Raw genomic sequence first — 21,301 nt, 5'->3', positions numbered from 1 at the left:
GATACTACTCATATTTTCCCTTATCAGAAGAATTAAAACAAACAATGGCGATATGGTGGCAGAAATGACAGAGAAAGCAGTACAAATTCATGACAAAACGAGGCAAATACTATACTTTACGCTAGGAAACGTCTATATTTGAAAGCGAATAAAGAAAAACGTTTGCTAATACTTTAAGAAGGTGGGAATCGATTTATGACAACATTTAACGATACACTGCTTCGTGCTGCTAAAGGCGAAAAAATTGACCATACACCGGTTTGGTACATGAGACAAGCTGGCCGTTCACAACCGGAATACCGTAAAATAAAAGAAAAATACTCCCTTGAAGAGATTACACACCAGCCGGAACTTTGTGCATATGTAACAAAGCTGCCTGTTGATAACTACAATGTAGACGCTGCAATTTTGTATAAGGATATCGTAACGCCTTTGCCAGGAATCGGGGTCGATGTGAAAATTAAAGCGGGCGTTGGCCCTGTTATTTCTAATCCAATCCGTTCTGTGCAAGATGTTCATAATCTTGGAGAACTGTCTCCAGAAGATCATATTCCATTTGTTCTCGACACGATTAAAATATTGAAAGAACAACTGACTGTACCATTGATCGGTTTCGCTGGTGCGCCATTCACGTTGGCAAGCTATATGATTGAAGGCGGCCCGTCAAAAAGCTATAATCTGACAAAATCCTTCATGGTGTCGGAACCGGAAGCATGGTTTGCCCTTATGAATAAATTGGGTGATACAATCATCACTTCCATCAAGGCACAAGTTAATGCAGGAGCTGCAGCAATCCAAGTATTTGACTCATGGGTCGGAGCTTTGAATGTATCTGACTATAGAACATTCATCAAACCTGTCATGAACCGAATCTTCTCAGAGCTGCGCGAATTAAATGTACCGCTAATCACGTTTGGAGTCGGTGCAAGCCATTTGGCAAACGAGTGGCATGACCTTCCTGTAGACGTCGTCGGTCTTGATTGGCGTTTAAGCATCAAAGAAGCCGGGAAAGAGGTTTGACGAAGACATTACAAGGGAATTTAGATCCTTCATTGCTCCTTGCTGATTGGAACATCATAGAAGAACGTGCAAAAGTAATCGTCGAACAAGGCGTAGAGCACGGCAGCCATATCTTCAACTTGGGCCACGGAGTTTTCCCAGAAGTCCAACCAGCAACTTTGAAGAGATTGACTGAATTCGTACATGAGTACAGTGCACAACTACGAAAATAAGTAAAACTATAATCAGATTAAAACGAGGTGCAACTAATGACAAGGAAGAAAATGGGGCTTTTAGTCATGGCGTACGGAACTCCGTACAAAGACGAAGACATAGAACCGTACTACACGCATATTCGACGCGGTCGTCCACCAGCACCGGAACAACTACAAAACCTTCGTGACCGCTACCAAGCAATCGGCGGAATTTCTCCACTTGCGAAAATCACGGAAAACCAAGCAAACGCGCTTTGTGATCACTTGAATAAAACACAAGATGAAATCGAATTTAGCGTATATGTCGGACTAAAACATATTACGCCTTTCATTGAAGAAGCGGTTGAAAAAATGGACGCAGATGGAATCAAAGAAGTAGTTTCCATCGTACTTGCACCACATTACTCAACATTCTCCGTAAAATCATACAATGAACGTGCGAAAGAAGAAGCAGAAAAATACGGTATTTCGATTACTTCAGTTGATAGCTGGTACAAACAACCGAAATTCATCCAGTATTGGACAGAAAAAATCCGGGGTTCATTCGATAGCATGAACGAAGCGGAACGGGAAAAAGCATGTCTGATCGTTTCAGCACACTCTTTGCCTGAGAAAATCAAGCAGTTCGGAGATCCATATCCTGAACAATTGGAAGAAACGGCGAAAATGATCGCTGAAGCTGCTGAAGTGAAAAACTATGCAGTCGGTTGGCAAAGTGAAGGACAGACGGGAGAGCCTTGGTTAGGGCCGGACGTACAAGACTTGACGCGTGAATTGCATGAAAAAGACGGATATGAAGCATTCGTTTATACGCCGGTTGGCTTCGTTTCGGACCATTTGGAAGTTCTATACGACAATGATTACGAATGTAAAGTTGTTTGTGATGAAATTGGTGCTTCTTATTACCGTCTGGAAATGCCGAATACAGATCCGCTATTCATTAGTGCCATGTCTGATGCTGTTCTTGAACAACTGAAGGCGTGAAACAGTGAGGAAGTGATGATGGACATGAATGAACAGAAGAAAAAAGTTGTCATTGTCGGTGGGGAATCACTGGGCTCTCTGCGGCGTTTTATATGCAAAAGGCGGCACAGGAACAGAATTTGCCAATCGAAGTAATGCTCATCGAAGCGACCAAACGCCTCGGTGGTAAAATTCAAACGGTTCGCCGCGACGGATTTGTGATTGAACGTGGTCCTGACAGCTTCCTGATTCGTAAGAAAAGCATGGAGGAATTCGCCAAAGACCTCGGTATTGACGGGGAGTTAGTGCGAAATGCAACCGGGCAAGCGCATATCCTCGTGAATGGCCGGCTTCAACCGATTCCTCCAGGCTCTGTCATGGGAATTCCGACGAAGATGAGTCCATTCTTAGGATCAGGTCTGTTTTCATTGACCGGAAAACTGAGGGCAGCTGGAGATTTGTTCTTACCGCGCTCCAGAGTCGAGGGAGATCAGTCACTCGGTCAATTCTTCCGCCGTCGTTTCGGCAGGGAGATTGTGGATAACCTAATTGAACCACTTCTTTCCGGTGTCTATGCAGGGGATATCGATCATATGAGTTTGCAATCGACTTACCCTCAATTTTACCAAGTGGAAAAGAAGCACCGGAGCCTTATCCTTGGGATGAAGAGAACGACTCCGAAGCAAGTGCCGCAGAAGGATGGACACGGGGCTTCGAAAGAGGGTGCATTCCATTCATTCCGGAATGGTCTTGAATCAATCGTAGAAGCTGCGGAACAGCAACTATTTCCGGGGACTGTGAAGAAAGGGGTCCGCATCGAAAACATTTCGAAACAGGGGAACCAAACTATCCTTGAGTTGAATAACGGGGAAGTCGTTTTGGCAGACGCGGTCATCGTAACGACGGGCCATATGGCTGCCCACCAACTATTCGCTTCTCACGGACTGCTTAAAGGCTTGAAGGAAATCCAGACGACTTCTGTTGCGACTGTCGCCCTTGCATTTCCTGCAGATGCCGTCGTCCAGGACAAGGAAGGCACGGGTTTCCTTGTTTCAAGAAGCAACGATTATTCCATAACGGCATGTACATGGGTCCATCGGAAATGGCCGACAACGACGCCGGAAGGAAAAATTCTGCTACGTGCTTTCGTCGGACGGATCGGGGAAGAAGCGATCGTCGATTTGCCGGATGGTGAAATTGAGAAAATCGTACTTGAGGACCTTGGTAAAGTTCTTACGATCAAAGGCAAACCCGATTTCTCAGTCATCACACGATTCAAGGAAGATCGTCCTCAATATAGGGTCGGTCATCGCCAACGTGTTGACGAGGCACGTGCTGAATTGAAACAAGAGTTTCCGAACGTCAAATTAGCGGGCGCCTCCTATGACGGGGTCGGCTTGCCGGACTGTGTCAACCAAGGAAAAGCAGCTGTGGAAGAAGTACTTCAAGAGCTGTTTCATAATTAAAAGAAAAATCCGCCTAGTGCGGGCTTTTTGACTTAGAGGGGGAGATATGATGAAGAAAATAATCGGTATATGTATTGCGCTTATTTTATTGTCGGCTTGCTCCCTTGGGTCGGATTGGGATAATCCCATGCCTGAAGATGGGTTCATTATGATCGCTCATCGTGGGGCTTCGGCTTATGAACCGGAAAATACACTGCCGTCATTCGAGCTTGCGGAGAAATTAGACGCTGATTATATTGAGCTTGATGTTCATTTGACAAAAGACGGAGAGCTTATCGTCATGCATGATGACGAAGTAGACCGCACGACTGAATCCATGGGTAAAATAAAGGACTATACTCTTAGGGAACTGAAAGAGTTAGACGCCAATGAGGAAGAGGGCGAAATAGTTGCAGTCACGGGTCGTGACAAGGATGCCTATGAAATTCCGATATTGAGTGAAGTCTTTGATGAGATGGCGGATGATATCCATTATGTCATCGAATTGAAGGATACGGAGCAATACGTGGGAATTGAAAAGAAGATAATCGATCTGATGAAGGAATATGAATTGATTAGTGAGAACAGTAATGGTTATCCGAGAGCCATTATCCATTCATTTGATAAAGAGGCACTGAAGGAAGTGCATAGGCTAAATCCAGCAATTCCATTACTGCAATTGATTTCCTTTGATGAAGATGAGGAGGCTAAAATTCCGAAGAAGGAGTTGAAGGATATGCTATCCTATGCATCCGGAGTCGGAGTGAGTTATGAAGCGATAACCCCTTCATTTGTGAATAAAATGCATAAAGAAGGGCTTGTCGTCCATGCATATACAGTGGATGATGCGGAAGCGGCATTGCGTTTGAAGGCGATGGGGGTAAATGGAATTCATACGAATGAACCGGATTTATTGGATGAATAAAAGCAGCTGAGTTTGCGTTCTCAGCTGCTTTTATGTTGACTAAATTATATTGCATTCATCGCATTTATTGCTATAGCATTCATGCTGTTCCTCTATTTCTTTTCCGCAAGTAATACAGGTTTTCGGTGGCAGGTTTTTGAAAAACTCAATGACATTCTCCATCATAACAATCCCTCCGATCTATTCTGTAGTAACACTAAATGAATATAGTTATTTGTAATATAACAGTTTAGATAAAAAAATTAGATGACATTGCACTCTTCGCATTTATTACTGTAGCATTCGTGCTGTTCCTCAATTTCTTTTCCGCATGTAGTACAGGATTTAGCAGGTAGGTTCTTGAAAAACTCGATGACATTCTCGATCATATTGTTCTCTCCAATCTATTCTGTATTAATACTACTTGAATAATATGTGTTTGTAGTATAACAGTATTGATAAAAAAATAGTATACTACGGTATTTTCACAATTGGCTAATGGGGCGATTCTATGATTCTATACTCCCGGTCAACATATTCATCATCTCTTGTTCTATAACTAAGATTAATATTGTCAGTGTATTATAACAACCGAACAAATGTCAAGACTTATTTTGCTATTTCGTATAAAATAGAGATGAATTCAATTACATAGGGGGCAATTAGTGTGTTCTTCGTTGATAATAAAGGCATAACAGACCCACGTATCAACCTCGCGATCGAGGAGTATGTACTGAAAAACATGGACGTCGATAAAGATTCGTTTTTGCTGTTCTATATTAACGGACCTTCAATCATCATCGGGAAAAATCAAAACACCGTCGAGGAAATCAATACAGAGTATGTCGATGCAAACGGTATTCATGTCGTCCGCCGACTTTCCGGGGGCGGTGCTGTGTACCATGATTTAGGAAACCTCAACTACAGTTTCATAACGAAGGATGATGGAGAATCTTTCCGTAACTTCAAAAAGTTCACGGAGCCGGTCATCAAAGCGTTGGCAGATATGGGAGTAAAGGCGGAATTGTTAGGCCGAAATGACATACTTGTCGAAGGGCGTAAAGTTTCGGGCAACGCGCAGTTTGCTACACATGGCCGTATGTTCACCCATGGAACTCTTATGTTCAACACTGAAATTGAGCGGGTCGTTTCCGCGTTGCGTGTCAGGAAGGACAAGATTGAATCAAAAGGGATCAAGTCCATCCGTAGCCGTGTCGCGAATATCTCGGAATTCATCGAAGAACCGATGACAATCGAACAGTTCCGAATGAACATTTTGAACTCGATTTTCGGGGGCGAAGAAAATATTCAATACATGGAGTTGACCGAGCAGGATTGGGAAAATATCCATGCGTTGTCAGCTGAGCGTTACGGCAACTGGAACTGGAATTACGGCAAATCGCCTAAATTCAACGTACAGCATTCACATCGTTTCCCTGTTGGTGGCATCGATGTGCGCCTTCAAGTAGAAAACGGAAATATCCAAGACGTGAATATATACGGGGATTTCTTCGGTGTAGGTGAGGTTCAGGTTGTTGAAGAAAGTTTGAAAAATGTCCAATACGATCGTGAATCCATTAGCAATGCGATTGAAGGAGTAGACATTCCAACGATCCTTGGTGGTATTACGAAAGAAGAATTCATTAATTTAATTTATTGATTGAAAGAAAACCGGTGCATGCCGGTTTTTTTCTTTTGGTTTAGTATATGTGGGGTTTGAGGAAAGGGTGTTGGCGGATTTGTTGGTTCGAGGATGTGGAATTTGGGCGAGTTGGTGATAAAGTGCGGAGAGTCGGTGATAAACTGCGGAGAGTCGGTGATAAACTCCCCAGAGTCGGTGATAACAGGCCGAGAGTCGGTGATAACGCCCCAAAAGTCGGTGGTAATGCATTTTCATTGGTGCGCGTTTCTAAGTGAAGTGCAACTTTTCAGGTGGAAAACGGGTGTATTTGAGTGATTCGGTGATAAAGTGGCAAGAGTTGGTGATAAACTCCCCCAAGTCGGTGATAACGCTCCAAGAGTCGGTGATAACTCCTGCTTAAGCGGTGATAAACTTCCTCTAAGTGGTGATAAAGTCTGCCTAAGCGGTGATAAACTTCCTCTAAGCGGTGATAAACTCCACCCAAGTGGTGATAACCGCCCCTGGGCGATTGTGATCACTGATGCCGAGCGAATTTTTCAATGATACGATATAATATAGGAACTGGTAAGGGGGGAATTGGCATTGGCGAATCACCGTATTTTTATTGTGGAAGATGATAAGAAAATCTCACATTTATTGGCGGAGACGCTTCGGAAGTATCAGTATGATGTGGCGATTGTGGAGGATTTTGATAATGTGGACACGGAGTGTTTGGCGTTTGATCCGCATTTGATTTTGCTTGATATAAATTTGCCTTCTTATGATGGGTATTATTGGTGCCGTCAATTGCGGCAGCATACACGATGCCCGATCATTTATATTTCGGCTCGATCCGGGGATATGGATCAAGTGTTTGCGCTTGAGAATGGTGGGGATGATTTCATTACGAAACCTTTTCATTACGAGATCGTCCTTGCGAAGATCAGGAGTCATTTGAGAAGGGCGTTCGGGGAGTATGCGCCGAGTCAGGGGGAGCGGACTGTGAAGTTAGGTGCGCTTGAGTTGTTCATCGAACGGATGGAACTTCATTTACGTGATGAGGCGATTCCGCTTCAGAAAAAAGAAGCCATCATTCTTGAACTGCTAATGGAGGCGTCGCCGAAAGTGGTGTCGCGCGAGACGCTTCTTGAGGAGTTATGGGATGATCAGTCTTTTGTCGATGAGAATACGTTGAATGTGAATATGACGCGTGTGCGGAAGAAACTCACTGATTATGGTGTGAAGTCGACTATTGAGACAGTTCGTGGCTCGGGCTATCGGCTATTAGCGGCGCCGGAGGAATCATGAGGCAGATCCGTTTATTCATAAATGAATACTTGTCATGGGTCATCTTCGAAATGTTCCTTATATCGTTCATAATCGTTTTGTATTGGCTGGATGGATTCACCGGCATCAACACGATGATCTACTCGATCATCATCAGCATGCTGTTGTTAGGTGCATTCCTTGGGGCGAAATTCATCACAAGAAGATCGTATTACAATGCGATTATCCGCAAACCGACGAAGATGGAGGATGCGCTCATCAGGAATGTGCGAACGTCTGAACAGAAAAGGTCTTCGGATTTTATGCGTGATTTGTATAGTCTGCACCAGAATGAAGTGCAGACCCTTTATGCGACACAGCATCGGCAACTCAATTTCATGAATCAATGGGTGCATCAGATGAAGACGCCGATTTCTGTCATTAATTTACTCCTTCAAGAAGAAGGGGAGCTTGATAAAAGAAGTGTCCGGGAAGAAGTGGATAAAATACAACGCGGGCTGGATGCTGTGCTTGTCAATGCAAGGCTTGGGACGTTCGAAGAAGATATGCATATCGAACGGGTCGGTTTGAAAAGTCTTACCCAACAAATTGTGACGGATCATAAGCGGTTGTTCATTACAAACGGTGTGTTTCCGGTTATTTCAATCGATGAGCGGTTGGTCGTTGCGACCGATCCGAAATGGATGAAGATCGTCATCGGGCAATTCATCACAAATGCTGTGAAATATACGTTCGGCGAAGGAAAGCGAGTGTATTTATCCGCGGAGCATACGAAAAAAGGATTTGAATTGACGATACGTGACGAAGGGGTAGGCATCCCGGCATCCGATCTGAAGCGGGTGACAAGGGCGTTTTTTACTGGTGAGAACGGAAGGCTCACGGGTGAGTCGACAGGGATGGGCCTTTATATTGCAGATGAAGTGTGCGGGAAGTTAGGACACCCATTGGCGATTAAATCGGAAGTTGGAAAAGGTACGGCTGTGAAGATCTTGTTTACAAATGGAGAGATGGGTGAGGCGGATGCCGAAGAACGCAATCCTAAAACTGAAGCAGATAACGAAAATCTATGAAGGTAAGGTGATCCATCGTGCGCTAAACCGGCTGGATTTCGAAGCGGACGAAGGGGAATTCATCGCAATTATGGGGCCGTCCGGCAGTGGCAAAACGACATTGTTGAACATCATTTCGACAATCGATATGCCCACTTACGGACAGGTCCTAATCGACGGAATTGAGCCCGAGTCGTTGAATGGCAATGAATTGGCGCTCTTCAGGAGACGTAATTTCGGCTTTGTCTTCCAGGACATCAATTTGCTCCAAATGCTGACTGTTGAAGAGAACATTGTTCTGCCTCTCACATTGGATGGGCTGCCTATTTCGGAAATGAAAAGACGGATCGCTCGATTGGCAGATCAACTCACATTAACTGAAATTCTTAATCGCCGACCGGATGAGTTATCAGGCGGACAAGCGCAGCGGACAGCTGTCGGCAGAGCGCTAATCCATAAACCGAAACTTATCCTTGCGGACGAACCGACAGGGAACCTTGATTCCAAATCTGCAAAGGAAGTATTGGAATTGCTCAGCCATATCAATCAAACCGAGGGGACGACTATCATTATGGTGACGCATGATCCGATTGCAGCAAGCTATTGCGATCGTGTGTTGTTCATCAAGGATGGGGAGATTTTCAATGAAATTTATAAGGATGAAAGACGACAGACGTTTTTCCAACGGATATTGAATGTGCTTAGTTTGCTTGGAGGAAATGTCCATGATTTGCGATAGATGTGATTCATTCCAAATAGGGAGGTCTGCTGCATGACGTTTCGCCAGTTTGCCTATCGGAATGTTGTGCGGAATCGGCGAATTTACGCGGCCTTTTTCATGGCGAGTGTTTTTTCGGTAATGGTTTTTTTCCTTTATTCCATGCTGCTTTTCCATCCATCCATTGAGGGGGCTCCTTACGGGATATTGCGTTGTTGGGCATGGGTGCAGCGGAACTCATCCTTTACATATTTACAATGTTTTTCTTGTTTTATTCGATGCGTGCATTTTTGCAGGCGAGGACGAAGGAGTTTGGCATCCTCCTTCATTTAGGTATGGAAAAACGGCAATTGCATCGGCTCATTTTCATCGAGACGATATGATTGGTGCGGGCTCAATCGGAGTGGGGACGTTTTTAGGGTATATGTTCTCGAAGTTTTTCTTCATGGTCGTTAAACGGATTGTCCTATTGCCTGCGTTGCCATTGTATTTATCATGGGAACCATTTGCATTAACCGTAGGTGCATTTTTTAGCCTTTTCATCATCATTTCGCTTGTCGCTCCCGTATTCATCCGGACTGACGGATTGCATGAACTAATCCGCGGGGACGGCAGTGGAAAAGAAAAGGAAGGCTTTTCGAAAATCCGTGGTTCTCTTGGATTAATCCTTTTAGTGCTTTCCTATACGTTGGCTTCACTTACATCCAATAATATTGTCATCGGGCTCATTTTCCTTCTACCACCACTTGCAACACTTGGAACGTATTTCTTTTTTACGGATTCCTTGCCATTCCTTCTTCATCTTTTCAAAGGGAGGAAGGAATTGTATTGGCGTCACTTCCGGTTGTTGGCCATATCCGAAGGGGTAATCCGTTTGAAGGAAAATGCGAGGATGTTTTTCATCGTCACAATCGTATCTACGGTCGCGTTCATGTCGGTAGGTATTCTTGCTTCATTAACTTCATTCGCCTCGCAGTACCGGGAAGTGAACCCTCTTGGCCTTGTCTATGTCAGCTATCCGGGTGACAAGATGGAGGAACAGAACATTAAACGGCTTCGTGATGAATTAAGGAGAAATGGGCTTGAGTACACATATGTAGATTTTCCAGTCTTGAAACAACGCTCTTCCTATACGGAATTCACAGTATCCATCGTTAAACTCTCAAGTATTAATGAGTTAGCGACGGCTTTTGGCAATACAGCGTTTGAATTGGACGAAGGAGAGGCACTATTCCTGCCACCGACGATTTCTACATTCGAGCAATTGAACAGTCAAATTGTCGAAACGGTATTGGAGGAAAGCGGAGTTTCCATACGGATCAACGGCGCGTACCCTCACCAATTATTCCCGGCACATGCGATTGGAACGAATGCAATCATTTTGAATGATACGGATTTTGACCGGATTGCCGCTTTCGTTAAAACTCCATCGGTTGTTTATCATGCTTTCGACATCCCGGAGTGGCAGATGACGAAGAATATCGGCATGACGATTGAGCATTCGATGACGGAATCGATTTTGGCGGGAACATCCCATGAACTTAATTACACGTTTGATAATCCAGGGCGGAACTATTCCATCATACGGACAACATTCACCTTATTGCTTTTCATCGGTTTATTGTTAGCAGGAGTATTTCTACTTGCTGCGGGAAGTTTTATTTACTTCAGGTTGTACACTTCCCTTGACAGTGACCGGAAGCAATTCGATGTGCTGCGGCGTATGGGCATTACCGATAGGGAGTTCAAGAAAATCATCAATCGACAGCTTATTCCACAATTCTTTGTCCCTTGGGGAGTGGCGCTGTTGCATAGTTCCTTTGCATTTTTAACATTGCAAGTCATTTGGGATGCACTCGCCGAGATTTCGATTGTGCGTGAACTAATCTTCGTCTTGCTTGGGTTTACAATTTTACAGGTCATCTATTTCTATCTGATCCGCTGGCGCTATCTTGCGCATATCCGAACATCGAGCTGATGCTGAAAAGGCATGGGCTCGATGTTTTTCTTTACTAATTTTCCGAAATAAAGAATACGCTTTTAGCATTCGGACTATTACTATTTGAGTAGATTTTCAAAAATCATTGTTAACTATAAACTTTTCTTATATAATAATAGAGAGAATTATGAATGGTTGTTCATTTTTTGGGAAAGGGGATGTTATGTATGAATTTGGTCACACAGGTTTATGAAACATCGAAACTGAAGCCGGAAAAGACGGCTTATCATTTCATGGGCAAAGATACGAAATACGGCGAGTTCGACAAGCATGTGTCCACGTTTGCTCAAGGACTTGAAGATTTAGGGGTTAAAAAGGGAGACCATGTTGCATTTTTATTAGGGAATACGCCGCATTTCATCGTTTCACTTTACGCAACGATGCGGATTGGGGCTACTGCAATTCCAATCAATCCGATTTATTCACCAAGTGAAATCTCGTATATCCTACATAATAGTGATGCGAAGGTTGTCATTGCGCTTGATCAGCTATTGCCGCTCGTCGAAAAGGCTGCTACCTCGTTCCCGACAATCGAACATTATATTATTTGTGAGACAAGTACATTAACCGGAAGTTCAATTTCGGAATTACCGGAAGATGTGAGAAAGAAAGTGAGCCAGTTTACACATTTCTTTGCGAAGGACAGGCCTAACAAAGCTCCAATTGAAGTTGATGAAAATGAAACCGCTGTCATTCTATACACATCGGGTACAACTGGACATCCGAAAGGCGCGATGTTGACGCATAAGAATTTGTATTCGAATGCACGAGATACCGCGGATTACCTAAGTTTTTCAGAGGAAGACCGCGTTATTGCGACATTGCCGGTATTTCATGTGTTCGCGCTTACAGTTGTTGTCAATGCACCATTATTAAAAGGTGCAACGATTTTACTGCTGCCGAAGTTCAGTCCCGCAGAAGTATTTGAAACAATTAAGGCGCAGCAGGCTACCATTTTTGCAGGCGTTCCGACGATGTTCAATTTCCTTTATCAGTTCCCTGAAGGGGCGGCGGAGGATTTTAAAAATATTAGGATAGCTATTTCGGGCGGGGCTTCATTGCCTGTGGCGCTTTTAACAAATTTCGAATCTAAATTCAATGTAAGGATTTCGGAAGGATACGGCCTTTCCGAAGCGTCTCCTGTCACTTGCTTCAATCCATTAGACCGAGAACGCGTACCGGGTTCGATTGGAAGAAGTATTGTGAATGTGGAAAATAAAGTCGTCGATGAGTTCGGGATGAAGTGTCGGTTGGTGAAGTAGGTGAGCTTGTAGTCCGAGGGCCGAATGTGATGAAGGGTTATTATAAGATGCCTGAGGATACAGCTGCCGCAATCCGCGATGGTTGGCTATATACTGGGGATATGGCGCGACAGGATGAAAATGGCTATTTCTATATTGTAGACCGCAAGAAGGATATGATTATTGTTGGCGGATATAATGTGTATCCGCGTGAAGTTGAAGAAGTGTTGTTTGAGCATCGCGATATTGTTGAAGCTGCGGTGATTGGTGTGCCGGATGCTGATTTTGGCGATGAAGTTCAAGCCTTTGTTGTTTTGAAGGAAGGCGCAGAACGAAATGCCGAGAAGTTGAAGGCGTATTGTGCGAAGCGCTTGGCAAAGTATAAGGTTCCGAAGTCGATCGAGTTTTTGAGTGAACTGCCTAAGAATACAACAGGTAAAATTCTTAGACGGTCATTGAAGGATATAGTGAAGCAATAACAGTACAAACATTGATTTCCGCTTCAGGCGGACGCTTTCCGCGGGGCGCGGGCGAGCCTCCTCGTCCGCTTCGCTACCTGCGGGGTCTCGCCATTCGCGCTAAATCCCGCAGGAGTCGCCGCCTTCCGCTTCAATCAATAGAGAGTATTTAACATGAAAATAGTATCTCACCTTCGAAATACGCATAAACCCTCCTAAACACGCATAAATCCATACAAAAGTTTATAAACTCCGGAACTCACGCATAAATCCATTCAAAACCTCATAAATCCCCCGCAATCACGCATAACCGCCGCATCTGCTACATTTTTAAAACCTTAATTTGTCAAAAACACTTTTCACGACTATTAGAACAATAATACACTATTCTTCTCCGCGATATCGGTAATTCATCCAAAGTAGAATCCGGAGATGTCTCGGATGAATTCTTCTTCCAGATCTCCCTTCTTTTTCAACAGGATGAAAGTGGCGACGGAGGGGAGGGGGAATAGGTCGAAGTGGGGTCTCATGAGTCTTCCTTCCAATAATTCACGGCGTACAATTGAGTGGGGGAGGAATGAGACGCCGATTCCTTCTTGGATGAACCGTTTGGCTATATGGGCTTGCGTTACTTTCATCGTCCGAATGCCCGGGATCTGCTTGTTTAATGTGAAAAGCAATTCATCCCAATAGACGGGGTGATGGTGGGTAAGTAAATAATTAATCATCAATGCCTCTTTTACATCAATTTGTGGTCCGCTTTCTTCGTCATAGCTGTCGGTCGGCATGACAAAGATAATTGGATCCTCGTAAATGCGCTGGGATTCAATATTTTTTAGTGTCGCGTCGAGTGCTGAAATGCCTAAATTTACTTCGCCACTGTCGACAAGGCGTTCGATCAATTCCGACTCCTCAACTCGAATCGTCAATTCGACTTCCTCGTGCCGTTCCATGAAGGTCCTCAAAAAATATGGCAAAATCGTTTCCGCCATTAATGGTGAAATTGCAATTGTCCAGTTCCGTCTGTATCCTTGCGCAAATGCATGCATTCGATCTACGCTATCATCTAACTTCTGTATTAATCCTACTGCCTCATCGTAAAACAATCTTCCTGCCTCAGTCAGCGATACACGTCGATTGATCCGATCAAAAAGCTGTATCCCTAAATGCTCTTCCAATAGCCGGATTTGTACAGTCACACTTGGTTGGGACAGCATCAGTTTTTCCGCGGCTTTCCGGAAGTTCAGTTCTTCTGCCGCTATGATAAATGTTCGTAGCCATTGAGTATCCATTCAACCCCTCCTGATTGATTAATAAATTTAATTAAGTCAATAGTAATTATTCAATTTAATTAATTATATCTTTACTTTATACTAAAAGAAAAGGAGGAATGAACATGTTTAATAGAGGTTTGAAGGATGTTGTGGCAGTCCATACGAAGATCGCATCAGTTGACGGTGAGTTGGGGGAGCTCAGATATAGGGGGATTTTAGTGGGCGAGTTAGTCCCGGATCATTCATTCGAAGAATTGGCTTACCTTTTATGGCATGGTAAATTCCCGGACGAAGAGGAACTGAATTCATTGAAGTCGAAGATGCGAGCAGGCAGAAGACTTCCACAGCATATTGCATCCATTATCGATATCCTACCGAAAGATATTCCACTAATGGATGCGATCCGGACCGCAATTTCTGCATATGGTCAGGTTGAATTCAAGCAAAAACCGATAGATGAACAGGCGATTGTTCTCACCGCTGCGTTACCCGTTATCATCGCAAGGCATTACAGGAATGTGAATCAATTGCCCATCGTTGAGCCGGACGAAAATCTTTCGCATACTGCCAATTTCCTCTGGATGCTAAATTACGAAAAACCTACTGATGTACACGTTGAAGCGCTTGAGACCTACTTGAAACTGACGATGGAGCATGGCATGAATGCCTCTACTTTCGCTGGGCGGGTCACGATTTCTACTGAATCCGATTTGACGGCGGCCGTTACTTCAGCGCTCGGAACGATGAAAGGTCCATTACATGGAGGTGCCCCTTCAGGAGTCATCGATCTGCTTGAGGAAATAGGTACTCAAAATAATATCCGTCCAGTAATCGAGCAAAGATTAAAAAACGGTGAGCGAATTATGGGATTCGGCCATCGGGTTTATAAAACAGAAGATCCGCGCTCAATTCTACTTAGGAAGAAATGTGAAAGCATGGCAGGTAAAGATGAGTGGTTAGATCTTGCGACGACAGCCGAAAAAGAAATTATCGACTTACTCAAGACGTATAAACCAGGCAGAGAATTATACACAAATGTCGAATACTATGCGGCAGCCATCATGCGTGCCATCAACATGCCGCCTGAACTGTTCACTCCGGCATTCAGCGCCGCAAGAATTGTCGGATGGACGGCCCATGCAATCGAACAACAAGGTGATAACACCATTTTCCGACCACAATCTTTATATGTCGGAAATAAATTTTAATAAATTTAAAAATGAAGAAGGGATAACTGTTACGGGTGTCGAAATATGTAGAATAGAAAAAGAAGGGGGAATTCCATATGAGAAACCTACAAGTAGACGACCTATTTAAACTACAATCCGTCACAAACCCACAGTTATCACCAGACGGGAAAGAAGCGCTGTTCATCAAAACGCATATCGACGAAGAGGATAATAAATACATTTCAAACTTGTACCATATTGACCTTTCTACAAACGAAGTGACGCAATGGACGCACGGAAAACACCGTGTCAGCTCACCTAAATGGTCAGTGGACGGAAAGCAAATCGCTTTTTTGTCGAATCGCGACGATAAAAATCAGCTGTATATTCTGCCTGTACGTGGTGGAGAAGCAAAAAAAGCAACGTCTTTTGATAAAGGCGTTTCAAGCTTCCAATGGTCTCCTTGCGGTACAAAAATCTGGTTTGACGCATCGCTAAAAGAAGGCAGGGACTTCAGTTTCAAAGAAGAAAAGAACGATAAAAAGAAGCCTGAACCAGTACGCGTTACGAAAATGAAGTACAAAATGGATGGCGTCGGTTTATTGCCACAGGATTCATACAAGCAAATCGGTTTCGTCAATCTTGAAACTGAGGAGGTCACTCAATTTACTGAAGGAAATTTCCAGCATTCATTACAGGCGGTTTCAAATGATGGCCAACATCTTGTCATCGGTGTGAACCGGAAGGAAAACTTGGACCATGAATTCCGTCAGCCACTCTTTTTGGTGAATGTGGAAACGAAGGAAGAAACGGTAATCATTGAAGAAGAGGGCTATTATGGTGGCGCACGCTTTTCATTGGATGACAATTATATTGCGTTCGTAGGTTCGGACCGTGCATACCAAAACGCTTCACACGGCCATTTATATGTGTACGACACGAAAAGGGGCAATACAATTAATATCACTGAAAGCATCGATGCACCTGTCGGGGATTATACTGCCGCGGATCATCAGCAATCGGCAAGCGCACCAAGCGCCGTGTGGACGAAAGACAATGACCTGTACTTCCAACTTTCAACGATGGGAGATGTCCGTCTCTATTTCGCAACACTTGAAGGAGAGCTGTATCCAGCTACGCCGGAAAACGAGCATGTCTATGGATATGATGTGAATGCAGAGGGTGATTTTGCGTTAGTCGCTATTAGTGACCCTGTACATCCTGGTGAAATCTATCAAATGTATTGCAACCGGAGAAAGGAAAGCTCTCACTTCATTCAATGATAATTATTTGAAGGAAGTAGAGCTTGTTCATCCGGAAGCAATAACGTTTAAAGGTCCTAAAGATTGGGATGTACATGGTTGGCTTATGAAACCGGCAGGATTCGAAGAAGGGGAGAAATACCCATTAATCGTCAATATCCATGGCGGTCCGCACGCAATGTACGGCAACACATTCTTCCATGAAATGCAGCTGTTTGCGGCAAGTGGATATGGTGTCCTGTACATCAACCCACGCGGGAGCCATGGGTACAGCCAAGAATTCGTTGACGCTGTACGTGGTGATTACGGTGGCGGCGACTATGAGGACATCATGGCAGCTGTCGACTCTGCACTTTCCGAGAATGTTTGGATTGACGCAGACCGTCTCGGCGTGACAGGTGGCAGCTATGGCGGATTCATGACGAACTGGATTGTCGGCCATACGAACCGTTTCAAAGCAGCAGTTACACAACGTTCGATCTGTAACTGGATCAGCTTCTTCGGTGTTTCCGATATCGGATATTACTTCAGCGAATGGCAAATCGCGGCGGATATGAAGGATGTAGAGACATTATGGAAGCATTCTCCGTTGAAATATGCGGAAAATGTGGAGACTCCATTATTGATCCTCCACTCTGAAAGAGATTTCCGTTGCCCGATTGAACAGGCTGAACAGCTTTATATTACGTTAAAGAGCATGGGGAAAGAGACGGAATTCGTCAGATTCCCTGATGCAGACCATAATCTATCGCGGACCGGTGCACCGAATCTGCGAATCGAAAGACTAAATGAGATGACGGGCTGGTTCGCGAAATACCTATAATTTCGGAGGACACAGTTTGACGTATACACTTGAAGGCGTAACCATTCGCCCTATTAAAGAAGATGACTTGCGACGTATGTGGGAACTTACTTTCAAAGAGGAAAATCCAGAATGGAAGAAATGGGATGCTCCTTATTATCCGCATATGACAATGTCGTATGAAGTCTATTTAGAACGTAAAGACAAATTAATAGCACAAGATGATTATTGGGGTATCGAAGTGGACGGCGAACTTATCGGCATGCTCAGCTATTACTGGGAGCACAAGCCGTCCCTTTGGCTCGAAATGGGCATCCTCATATACGAGCCGAAATATTGGAGTGGCGGCTTTGGAACGAAAGCCCTCACAATGTGGATCGATCATTTATTCAATGAAATGCCGCTTGTCCGCGTCGGTCTTACGACTTGGTCCGGGAACATGAGGATGATCCGAGTAGCTGAAAAATTAGGCATGACAATGGAAGCGCGTATCCGCAAAGTACGTTTCTGGAACGGTGTCTACTACGACTCCATCCGTATGGGCGTGTTGCGAGAAGAGTGGGAAGAGCATAAAGCGAAATGAGATGGTCGAAGTTAAAGCAATTGGCGGAAGGATTTCTATGTGAACCGCTTCAGGGGAGAGTCCAATACCATTGGATTATCCATCGGAAAAGCCATGACCAAACAGGCACTTTTCGCATAACATTTGACGGAGATGAAATTTTTCGCGCTTCCGATATACCCTATAACCTCGCAGCCACATCCCGGGGTCAGGAACTAACTGTAGAAAGGGCGATCGACCCGTTGAAATGGGATTCCGATTGGCGGAAGATGTGGGAATCAAATGAACTTAAACAGCTTCACGCAGCGTATGATGATGCTGAAACTGAAGTTAGAGAGAGTGGCTTATATCCGGCAGGTGAAATCATCGGGCTACTGTTTGATTACATCCACATGCCCTTTGACAAAGCGCTTACCCATGAGCATCCTTTCATTCGGGCAATTGCCTTATTCGATCGGAGACTTGGGAAGCGAAGGCGGAAGGATATTAATGTAACAGATGAAAAAGAGATTGTCCGTAGTTTTTATAAACTTCGCGATGAAATAGAAGGTTGATATGAATAGACAAAAATCCTCCTGAAATCGGGAGGATTTTTGTTGTTCCATATTATCTTCTATATTTTAGGAAGGTGAAACTTGCGCAGGGTAACTTGACCACATTTAATTAACGGAAATGAGTGATTACTCACTTTACAATCTTCTTATTATCTATTAATCTAAAGTGAGTAATCACTCACTGTAGAAAGAGGTGACTTTCCATGAATGAAAAGCAAGCTTGCGTCTCGATTCGAAATGTCTCCAAAAGTTTTGGCAAGCATGTCGTCTTACAAGACATTAGTCTGGAGATCAATGAAGGGGAAATTTTCGGCTTATTAGGTCCATCTGGAGCGGGAAAGACAACATTGGTGAAGGAATTGGCTGGCCTTGACGAACCGACCAAGGGTGAGAATTATTTATTCCAGGAAAAAATGCCTTCCTTGCAACTGATCAAACGGATTGGTTATATGGCCCAATCGGACGCCCTTTACGAAGACTTATCGGCAAAAGAAAATCTTCAATTCTTCTCCGAACTATACGGATTAAAAGGACAGAAACAATCGCAGCGTATCAAGGAAGTGATGGAACTCGTCAAGCTTTCCGGAGACGTCACAAAATTAGTGTCCAATTATTCCGGAGGGATGAAAAGAAGATTATCGCTTGCCATTGCGCTACTTCATGAACCTGAATTGTTGATCCTTGACGAGCCGACTGTTGGCATCGACCCTGTCCTACGAAAAAGCATTTGGAAAGCATTCACTGATTTGAAAGCACAAGGCAAAACACTTATCGTCACAACGCATGTAATGGATGAGGCCGATAAATGCGATCGCCTTGGGTTAATGCGTGACGGGAAATTAATCGCGGTCGGCACGCCTGAAGAGCTGAAAAAGCAGACAAATACAGCAACAATCGAAGAGGCATTCCTTGTTTTCGGAGGTGTTGAACGATGAGAGTGATGGCACTGGTAAAAAGGATTCTTCGTCAACTTGTCAGAGATAAACGGACAATCGGGCTGCTTATCTTTGCACCTATATTGGTTTTGACAATGCTGTATTTTGTCTTCAATGGTTCCGATTACATCCCTAAGATTGGATTGGTCGATGTCCCGGAGATACTTGTGGATCAAATCGATACAAGTGGTGCGGAAGTGAAAACTTTCAGCAATGAGAATGAAGCGAAAGAAAAACTTGCCGCTCAGGAGTTGGACGGTTACTTGAAAATCGAGGGAATGTCACCGACCATCGTCCTTGAAGGAAGTGACCCGAGTGTCACAGGAGCTACGATGAGATGGCTTCAAAACGCTTTGCCGATACCTTCGCACGTAGAAGAAAGCAATTTGAATATCCACTATTTGCATGGCTCAAGCGACATGGGGCAGTTCGATTATTTCGGTCCGGTTCTCCTTGGATTTTTCGTATTCTTTTTCGTTTTCCTAATCGCAGGCGTTTCATTCCTACGTGAACGCACAACTGGCACACTTGAAAGGCTGCTCGCAAGTCCGCTCAAGAAATGGGAAATCGTCGCTGGATACGTTATCGGCTTTGGACTTTTCACGATGATCCAGTCAACAATCATAACAGCATATGCAATTTACGTATTAGACATGGTGATGGAGGGGGCATTTTTTTATGTGCTGCTGATCATCCTGATGCTTGCATTGACAGCACTCACGCTTGGCATCCTACTTCTTCATTCGCACATAATGAACTGCAAATGATGCAATTCATCCCGATTGTTGTCGTCCCGCAAGTCTTTTTCTCGGGCCTATTCAACTTAGAGACGATTGCCGAATGGCTAAGCTGGATCGGTATTCTGACCCCTCTTTATTACGCCGCTGAAGCACTCCGCGACGTCATGGTAAGGGGATATGGGTGGGGCGACATCTATCCGAATTTGCTTGCTCTATTAGGATTCTGTCTATTGTTCATCGCCGTAAATATTATGGTCCTACGAAAATATCGTAAAATATAAGGAGTCCATCATGACTGAACAAAATAAACATCTACTTGAAGAAATGCTGCAGGAAGACGAAAGCCTAACAGAAAAACAAAAGCAAATCCTCGTTGCAGCTACCGAAATGTTCGCGGAAAAAGGCTTCGCTGCTACATCGACAAATGAAATCGCCAAAAAAGCGGGTGTCGCTGAAGGCACCATTTTCCGCCATTACAAAACGAAAAAAGAACTGTTACTTTCCATCGTCACCCCAATGATGGTCAAAATGCTGGCACCATTCATCATCAAAGACTTGAACAAAGTGTTAGATAAGGAATTCGAGCACTTCGAAGATTTCCTACGTGCCATGATAAAAAACAGGCAGGAATTCCTTGAGAAAAACCTGAAAGTCGTCCAGATCTTCCTCCAGGAAATTCCGTTCCATTACGAATTAAGGGAGCAATTCATCGAACACGTCGGAAAAAAAGTCCTCGGACGCTTCACTCAAATCGTGGAGCATTACCAAATAAAGGGGCAGATCACCAACATGCCTCCAACGACGGTCATCCGCCTCACCGCTTCCACAATCATGGGCTATTTCGTCACAAAACACGTCATTGGCGCGAACTGGAATGATGTAGAAGAGATAAATCAAATGATCACATTCCTTATGAAAGGACTAACAGCAGAGAATTGAGTAATTTCTTAATGGAAATCAATCAATAAACGCATAAATCCTTGCAAAAGCGCATAAATCCTTACAAAAACGCATAAATGTATTCAAAAGTCCATAACATCTCCCAAACACGCATAAATCCGCAATACAAAAACGGGTAGGAATAGGAAAATCCCTATACCTACC

General features: G+C 44.0%; 17 protein-coding genes and 4 pseudogenes. 18 read left to right on the top strand and 3 right to left on the bottom strand.

What is annotated here, in order from left to right; translation table 11 throughout:
- Positions 1 to 195: 195 nt before the first annotated feature.
- From hemE to QNH10_RS18160, 4 genes and pseudogenes are all read left to right on the top strand, one after another.
- Positions 196 to 1,232 (top strand): annotated as a pseudogene (gene hemE / locus QNH10_RS18175) (uroporphyrinogen decarboxylase).
- A 36-nt stretch (positions 1,233 to 1,268) separates the two neighbouring features.
- A complete protein-coding gene (gene hemH / locus QNH10_RS18170; RefSeq protein WP_283732685.1) occupies positions 1,269 to 2,198 on the top strand; it encodes a ferrochelatase in 930 nt (309 codons plus the stop codon).
- A gap of 92 nt (positions 2,199 to 2,290) precedes the next feature.
- Positions 2,291 to 3,643: a protoporphyrinogen oxidase gene (gene hemY, locus QNH10_RS18165; protein WP_347177919.1), complete on the top strand. Its 1,353-nt coding sequence runs from the start codon at positions 2,291 to 2,293 to the stop codon at positions 3,641 to 3,643.
- 46 nt (positions 3,644 to 3,689) lie between these two features.
- Positions 3,690 to 4,547, top strand: coding sequence for a glycerophosphodiester phosphodiesterase family protein (locus QNH10_RS18160; protein WP_283732684.1), 858 nt, complete (start codon positions 3,690 to 3,692; stop codon positions 4,545 to 4,547).
- Between the two features lie 39 nt (positions 4,548 to 4,586).
- Here QNH10_RS18160 and yhfH (QNH10_RS18155) read toward each other — a convergent pair whose 3' ends face one another.
- Both yhfH (QNH10_RS18155) and yhfH (QNH10_RS18150) read right to left on the bottom strand, forming a co-directional pair.
- Positions 4,587 to 4,712 (bottom strand): protein YhfH, encoded by a 126-nt coding sequence (gene yhfH / locus QNH10_RS18155; RefSeq protein ID WP_283732683.1) that lies wholly within the window; start codon positions 4,710 to 4,712, stop codon positions 4,587 to 4,589.
- Positions 4,713 to 4,789: 77 nt separating this feature from the next.
- Positions 4,790 to 4,915, bottom strand: coding sequence for a protein YhfH (yhfH, locus tag QNH10_RS18150; protein WP_283732682.1), 126 nt, complete (start codon positions 4,913 to 4,915; stop codon positions 4,790 to 4,792).
- Between the two features lie 278 nt (positions 4,916 to 5,193).
- Between yhfH (QNH10_RS18150) and lplA the strand changes: the two genes are divergently transcribed.
- The 7 genes and pseudogenes from lplA to QNH10_RS18115 all read left to right on the top strand — a co-directional run bounded on the left by lplA (position 5,194) and on the right by QNH10_RS18115 (position 12,920).
- Positions 5,194 to 6,186, top strand: a complete 993-nt coding sequence (gene lplA, locus QNH10_RS18145; protein ID WP_283732681.1) for a lipoate--protein ligase — start codon at positions 5,194 to 5,196, stop codon at positions 6,184 to 6,186.
- Positions 6,187 to 6,750: 564 nt separating this feature from the next.
- Positions 6,751 to 7,455, top strand: a complete 705-nt coding sequence (locus QNH10_RS18140; protein WP_283732680.1) for a response regulator transcription factor — start codon at positions 6,751 to 6,753, stop codon at positions 7,453 to 7,455.
- Positions 7,452 to 8,504, top strand: coding sequence for a sensor histidine kinase (locus QNH10_RS18135; RefSeq protein ID WP_283732679.1), 1,053 nt, complete (start codon positions 7,452 to 7,454; stop codon positions 8,502 to 8,504). Before QNH10_RS18140 ends, QNH10_RS18135 begins: the two co-directional genes overlap by 4 nt.
- Positions 8,455 to 9,222 (top strand): ABC transporter ATP-binding protein, encoded by a 768-nt coding sequence (locus QNH10_RS18130; RefSeq protein ID WP_283732678.1) that lies wholly within the window; start codon positions 8,455 to 8,457, stop codon positions 9,220 to 9,222. The genes QNH10_RS18135 and QNH10_RS18130 overlap by 50 nt, the downstream gene beginning before the upstream one ends.
- 200 nt (positions 9,223 to 9,422) lie before the next feature.
- Positions 9,423 to 9,584 carry an FtsX-like permease family protein gene (locus tag QNH10_RS18125; RefSeq protein ID WP_347178073.1) on the top strand — a complete coding sequence of 54 codons (162 nt, stop codon included), beginning with the start codon at positions 9,423 to 9,425 and terminating at the stop codon, positions 9,582 to 9,584.
- Entirely contained in the window at positions 9,581 to 11,179 is a 1,599-nt protein-coding gene (locus tag QNH10_RS18120) for an FtsX-like permease family protein (protein WP_283732676.1), read from the top strand. Before QNH10_RS18125 ends, QNH10_RS18120 begins: the two co-directional genes overlap by 4 nt.
- Before the next feature lie 188 nt (positions 11,180 to 11,367).
- Positions 11,368 to 12,920, top strand: a pseudogene (locus QNH10_RS18115) (fatty acid--CoA ligase family protein).
- A gap of 389 nt (positions 12,921 to 13,309) precedes the next feature.
- Here the strand turns inward: QNH10_RS18115 and QNH10_RS18110 are convergent.
- Positions 13,310 to 14,191 (bottom strand): LysR family transcriptional regulator, encoded by an 882-nt coding sequence (locus QNH10_RS18110; RefSeq protein WP_283732675.1) that lies wholly within the window; start codon positions 14,189 to 14,191, stop codon positions 13,310 to 13,312.
- A 104-nt stretch (positions 14,192 to 14,295) separates the two neighbouring features.
- Here QNH10_RS18110 and QNH10_RS18105 point away from each other — a divergent pair, with 104 nt between their 5' ends.
- The 7 genes and pseudogenes from QNH10_RS18105 to QNH10_RS18075 all read left to right on the top strand — a co-directional run bounded on the left by QNH10_RS18105 (position 14,296) and on the right by QNH10_RS18075 (position 21,136).
- Positions 14,296 to 15,381, top strand: coding sequence for a citrate synthase/methylcitrate synthase (locus QNH10_RS18105; protein WP_283732674.1), 1,086 nt, complete (start codon positions 14,296 to 14,298; stop codon positions 15,379 to 15,381).
- Between the two features lie 77 nt (positions 15,382 to 15,458).
- Positions 15,459 to 17,427 (top strand): annotated as a pseudogene (locus tag QNH10_RS18100) (S9 family peptidase).
- A 76-nt stretch (positions 17,428 to 17,503) separates the two neighbouring features.
- On the top strand, positions 17,504 to 17,989 hold the full coding sequence (locus QNH10_RS18095; protein ID WP_283734688.1) for a GNAT family N-acetyltransferase: 486 nt from the start codon (positions 17,504 to 17,506) through the stop codon (positions 17,987 to 17,989).
- The gene (locus QNH10_RS18090; protein WP_283732673.1) at positions 17,986 to 18,522 is read left to right on the top strand and encodes an SF0329 family protein; all 537 of its coding nucleotides are present in this window, start codon (positions 17,986 to 17,988) and stop codon (positions 18,520 to 18,522) included. The genes QNH10_RS18095 and QNH10_RS18090 overlap by 4 nt, the downstream gene beginning before the upstream one ends.
- A gap of 203 nt (positions 18,523 to 18,725) precedes the next feature.
- On the top strand, positions 18,726 to 19,457 hold the full coding sequence (locus tag QNH10_RS18085) for an ABC transporter ATP-binding protein (protein ID WP_283732672.1): 732 nt from the start codon (positions 18,726 to 18,728) through the stop codon (positions 19,455 to 19,457).
- A pseudogene (locus tag QNH10_RS18080) lies at positions 19,454 to 20,478 on the top strand (ABC transporter permease). Before QNH10_RS18085 ends, QNH10_RS18080 begins: the two are co-directional and overlap by 4 nt.
- A 10-nt stretch (positions 20,479 to 20,488) precedes the next feature.
- Positions 20,489 to 21,136: a TetR/AcrR family transcriptional regulator gene (locus QNH10_RS18075; RefSeq protein ID WP_283732671.1), complete on the top strand. Its 648-nt coding sequence runs from the start codon at positions 20,489 to 20,491 to the stop codon at positions 21,134 to 21,136.
- Positions 21,137 to 21,301 lie beyond the last annotated feature (165 nt).

Source organism: Sporosarcina thermotolerans, from assembly GCF_030067815.1.
GTDB lineage: Bacteria > Bacillota > Bacilli > Bacillales_A > Planococcaceae > Sporosarcina > Sporosarcina thermotolerans.
The sequence above is the reverse complement of the archived record's forward strand: the minus strand, read 5'-3'. Positions and strand labels throughout refer to the sequence as shown.

Excerpts from the sequence above, each read along its gene's own strand:
- hemH (WP_283732685.1), top strand. The coding sequence starts at position 1,269 with ATGACAAGGAAGAAAATGGGGCTTTTAGTCATGGCGTACGGAACTCCG.
- hemY (WP_347177919.1), top strand. The coding sequence starts at position 2,291 with ATGCAAAAGGCGGCACAGGAACAGAATTTGCCAATCGAAGTAATGCTC.
- QNH10_RS18160 (WP_283732684.1), top strand. The coding sequence starts at position 3,690 with ATGATGAAGAAAATAATCGGTATATGTATTGCGCTTATTTTATTGTCG.
- yhfH (WP_283732683.1), bottom strand. The coding sequence starts at position 4,712 with ATGATGGAGAATGTCATTGAGTTTTTCAAAAACCTGCCACCGAAAACC.
- yhfH (WP_283732682.1), bottom strand. The coding sequence starts at position 4,915 with ATGATCGAGAATGTCATCGAGTTTTTCAAGAACCTACCTGCTAAATCC.
- QNH10_RS18135 (WP_283732679.1), top strand. The coding sequence starts at position 7,452 with ATGAGGCAGATCCGTTTATTCATAAATGAATACTTGTCATGGGTCATC.
- QNH10_RS18130 (WP_283732678.1), top strand. The coding sequence starts at position 8,455 with ATGCCGAAGAACGCAATCCTAAAACTGAAGCAGATAACGAAAATCTAT.
- QNH10_RS18125 (WP_347178073.1), top strand. The coding sequence starts at position 9,423 with ATGGGTGCAGCGGAACTCATCCTTTACATATTTACAATGTTTTTCTTG.
- QNH10_RS18120 (WP_283732676.1), top strand. The coding sequence starts at position 9,581 with ATGATTGGTGCGGGCTCAATCGGAGTGGGGACGTTTTTAGGGTATATG.
- QNH10_RS18110 (WP_283732675.1), bottom strand. The coding sequence starts at position 14,191 with ATGGATACTCAATGGCTACGAACATTTATCATAGCGGCAGAAGAACTG.
- QNH10_RS18105 (WP_283732674.1), top strand. The coding sequence starts at position 14,296 with ATGTTTAATAGAGGTTTGAAGGATGTTGTGGCAGTCCATACGAAGATC.
- QNH10_RS18095 (WP_283734688.1), top strand. The coding sequence starts at position 17,504 with ATGTGGGAACTTACTTTCAAAGAGGAAAATCCAGAATGGAAGAAATGG.
- QNH10_RS18090 (WP_283732673.1), top strand. The coding sequence starts at position 17,986 with ATGAGATGGTCGAAGTTAAAGCAATTGGCGGAAGGATTTCTATGTGAA.
- QNH10_RS18085 (WP_283732672.1), top strand. The coding sequence starts at position 18,726 with ATGAATGAAAAGCAAGCTTGCGTCTCGATTCGAAATGTCTCCAAAAGT.
- QNH10_RS18075 (WP_283732671.1), top strand. The coding sequence starts at position 20,489 with ATGACTGAACAAAATAAACATCTACTTGAAGAAATGCTGCAGGAAGAC.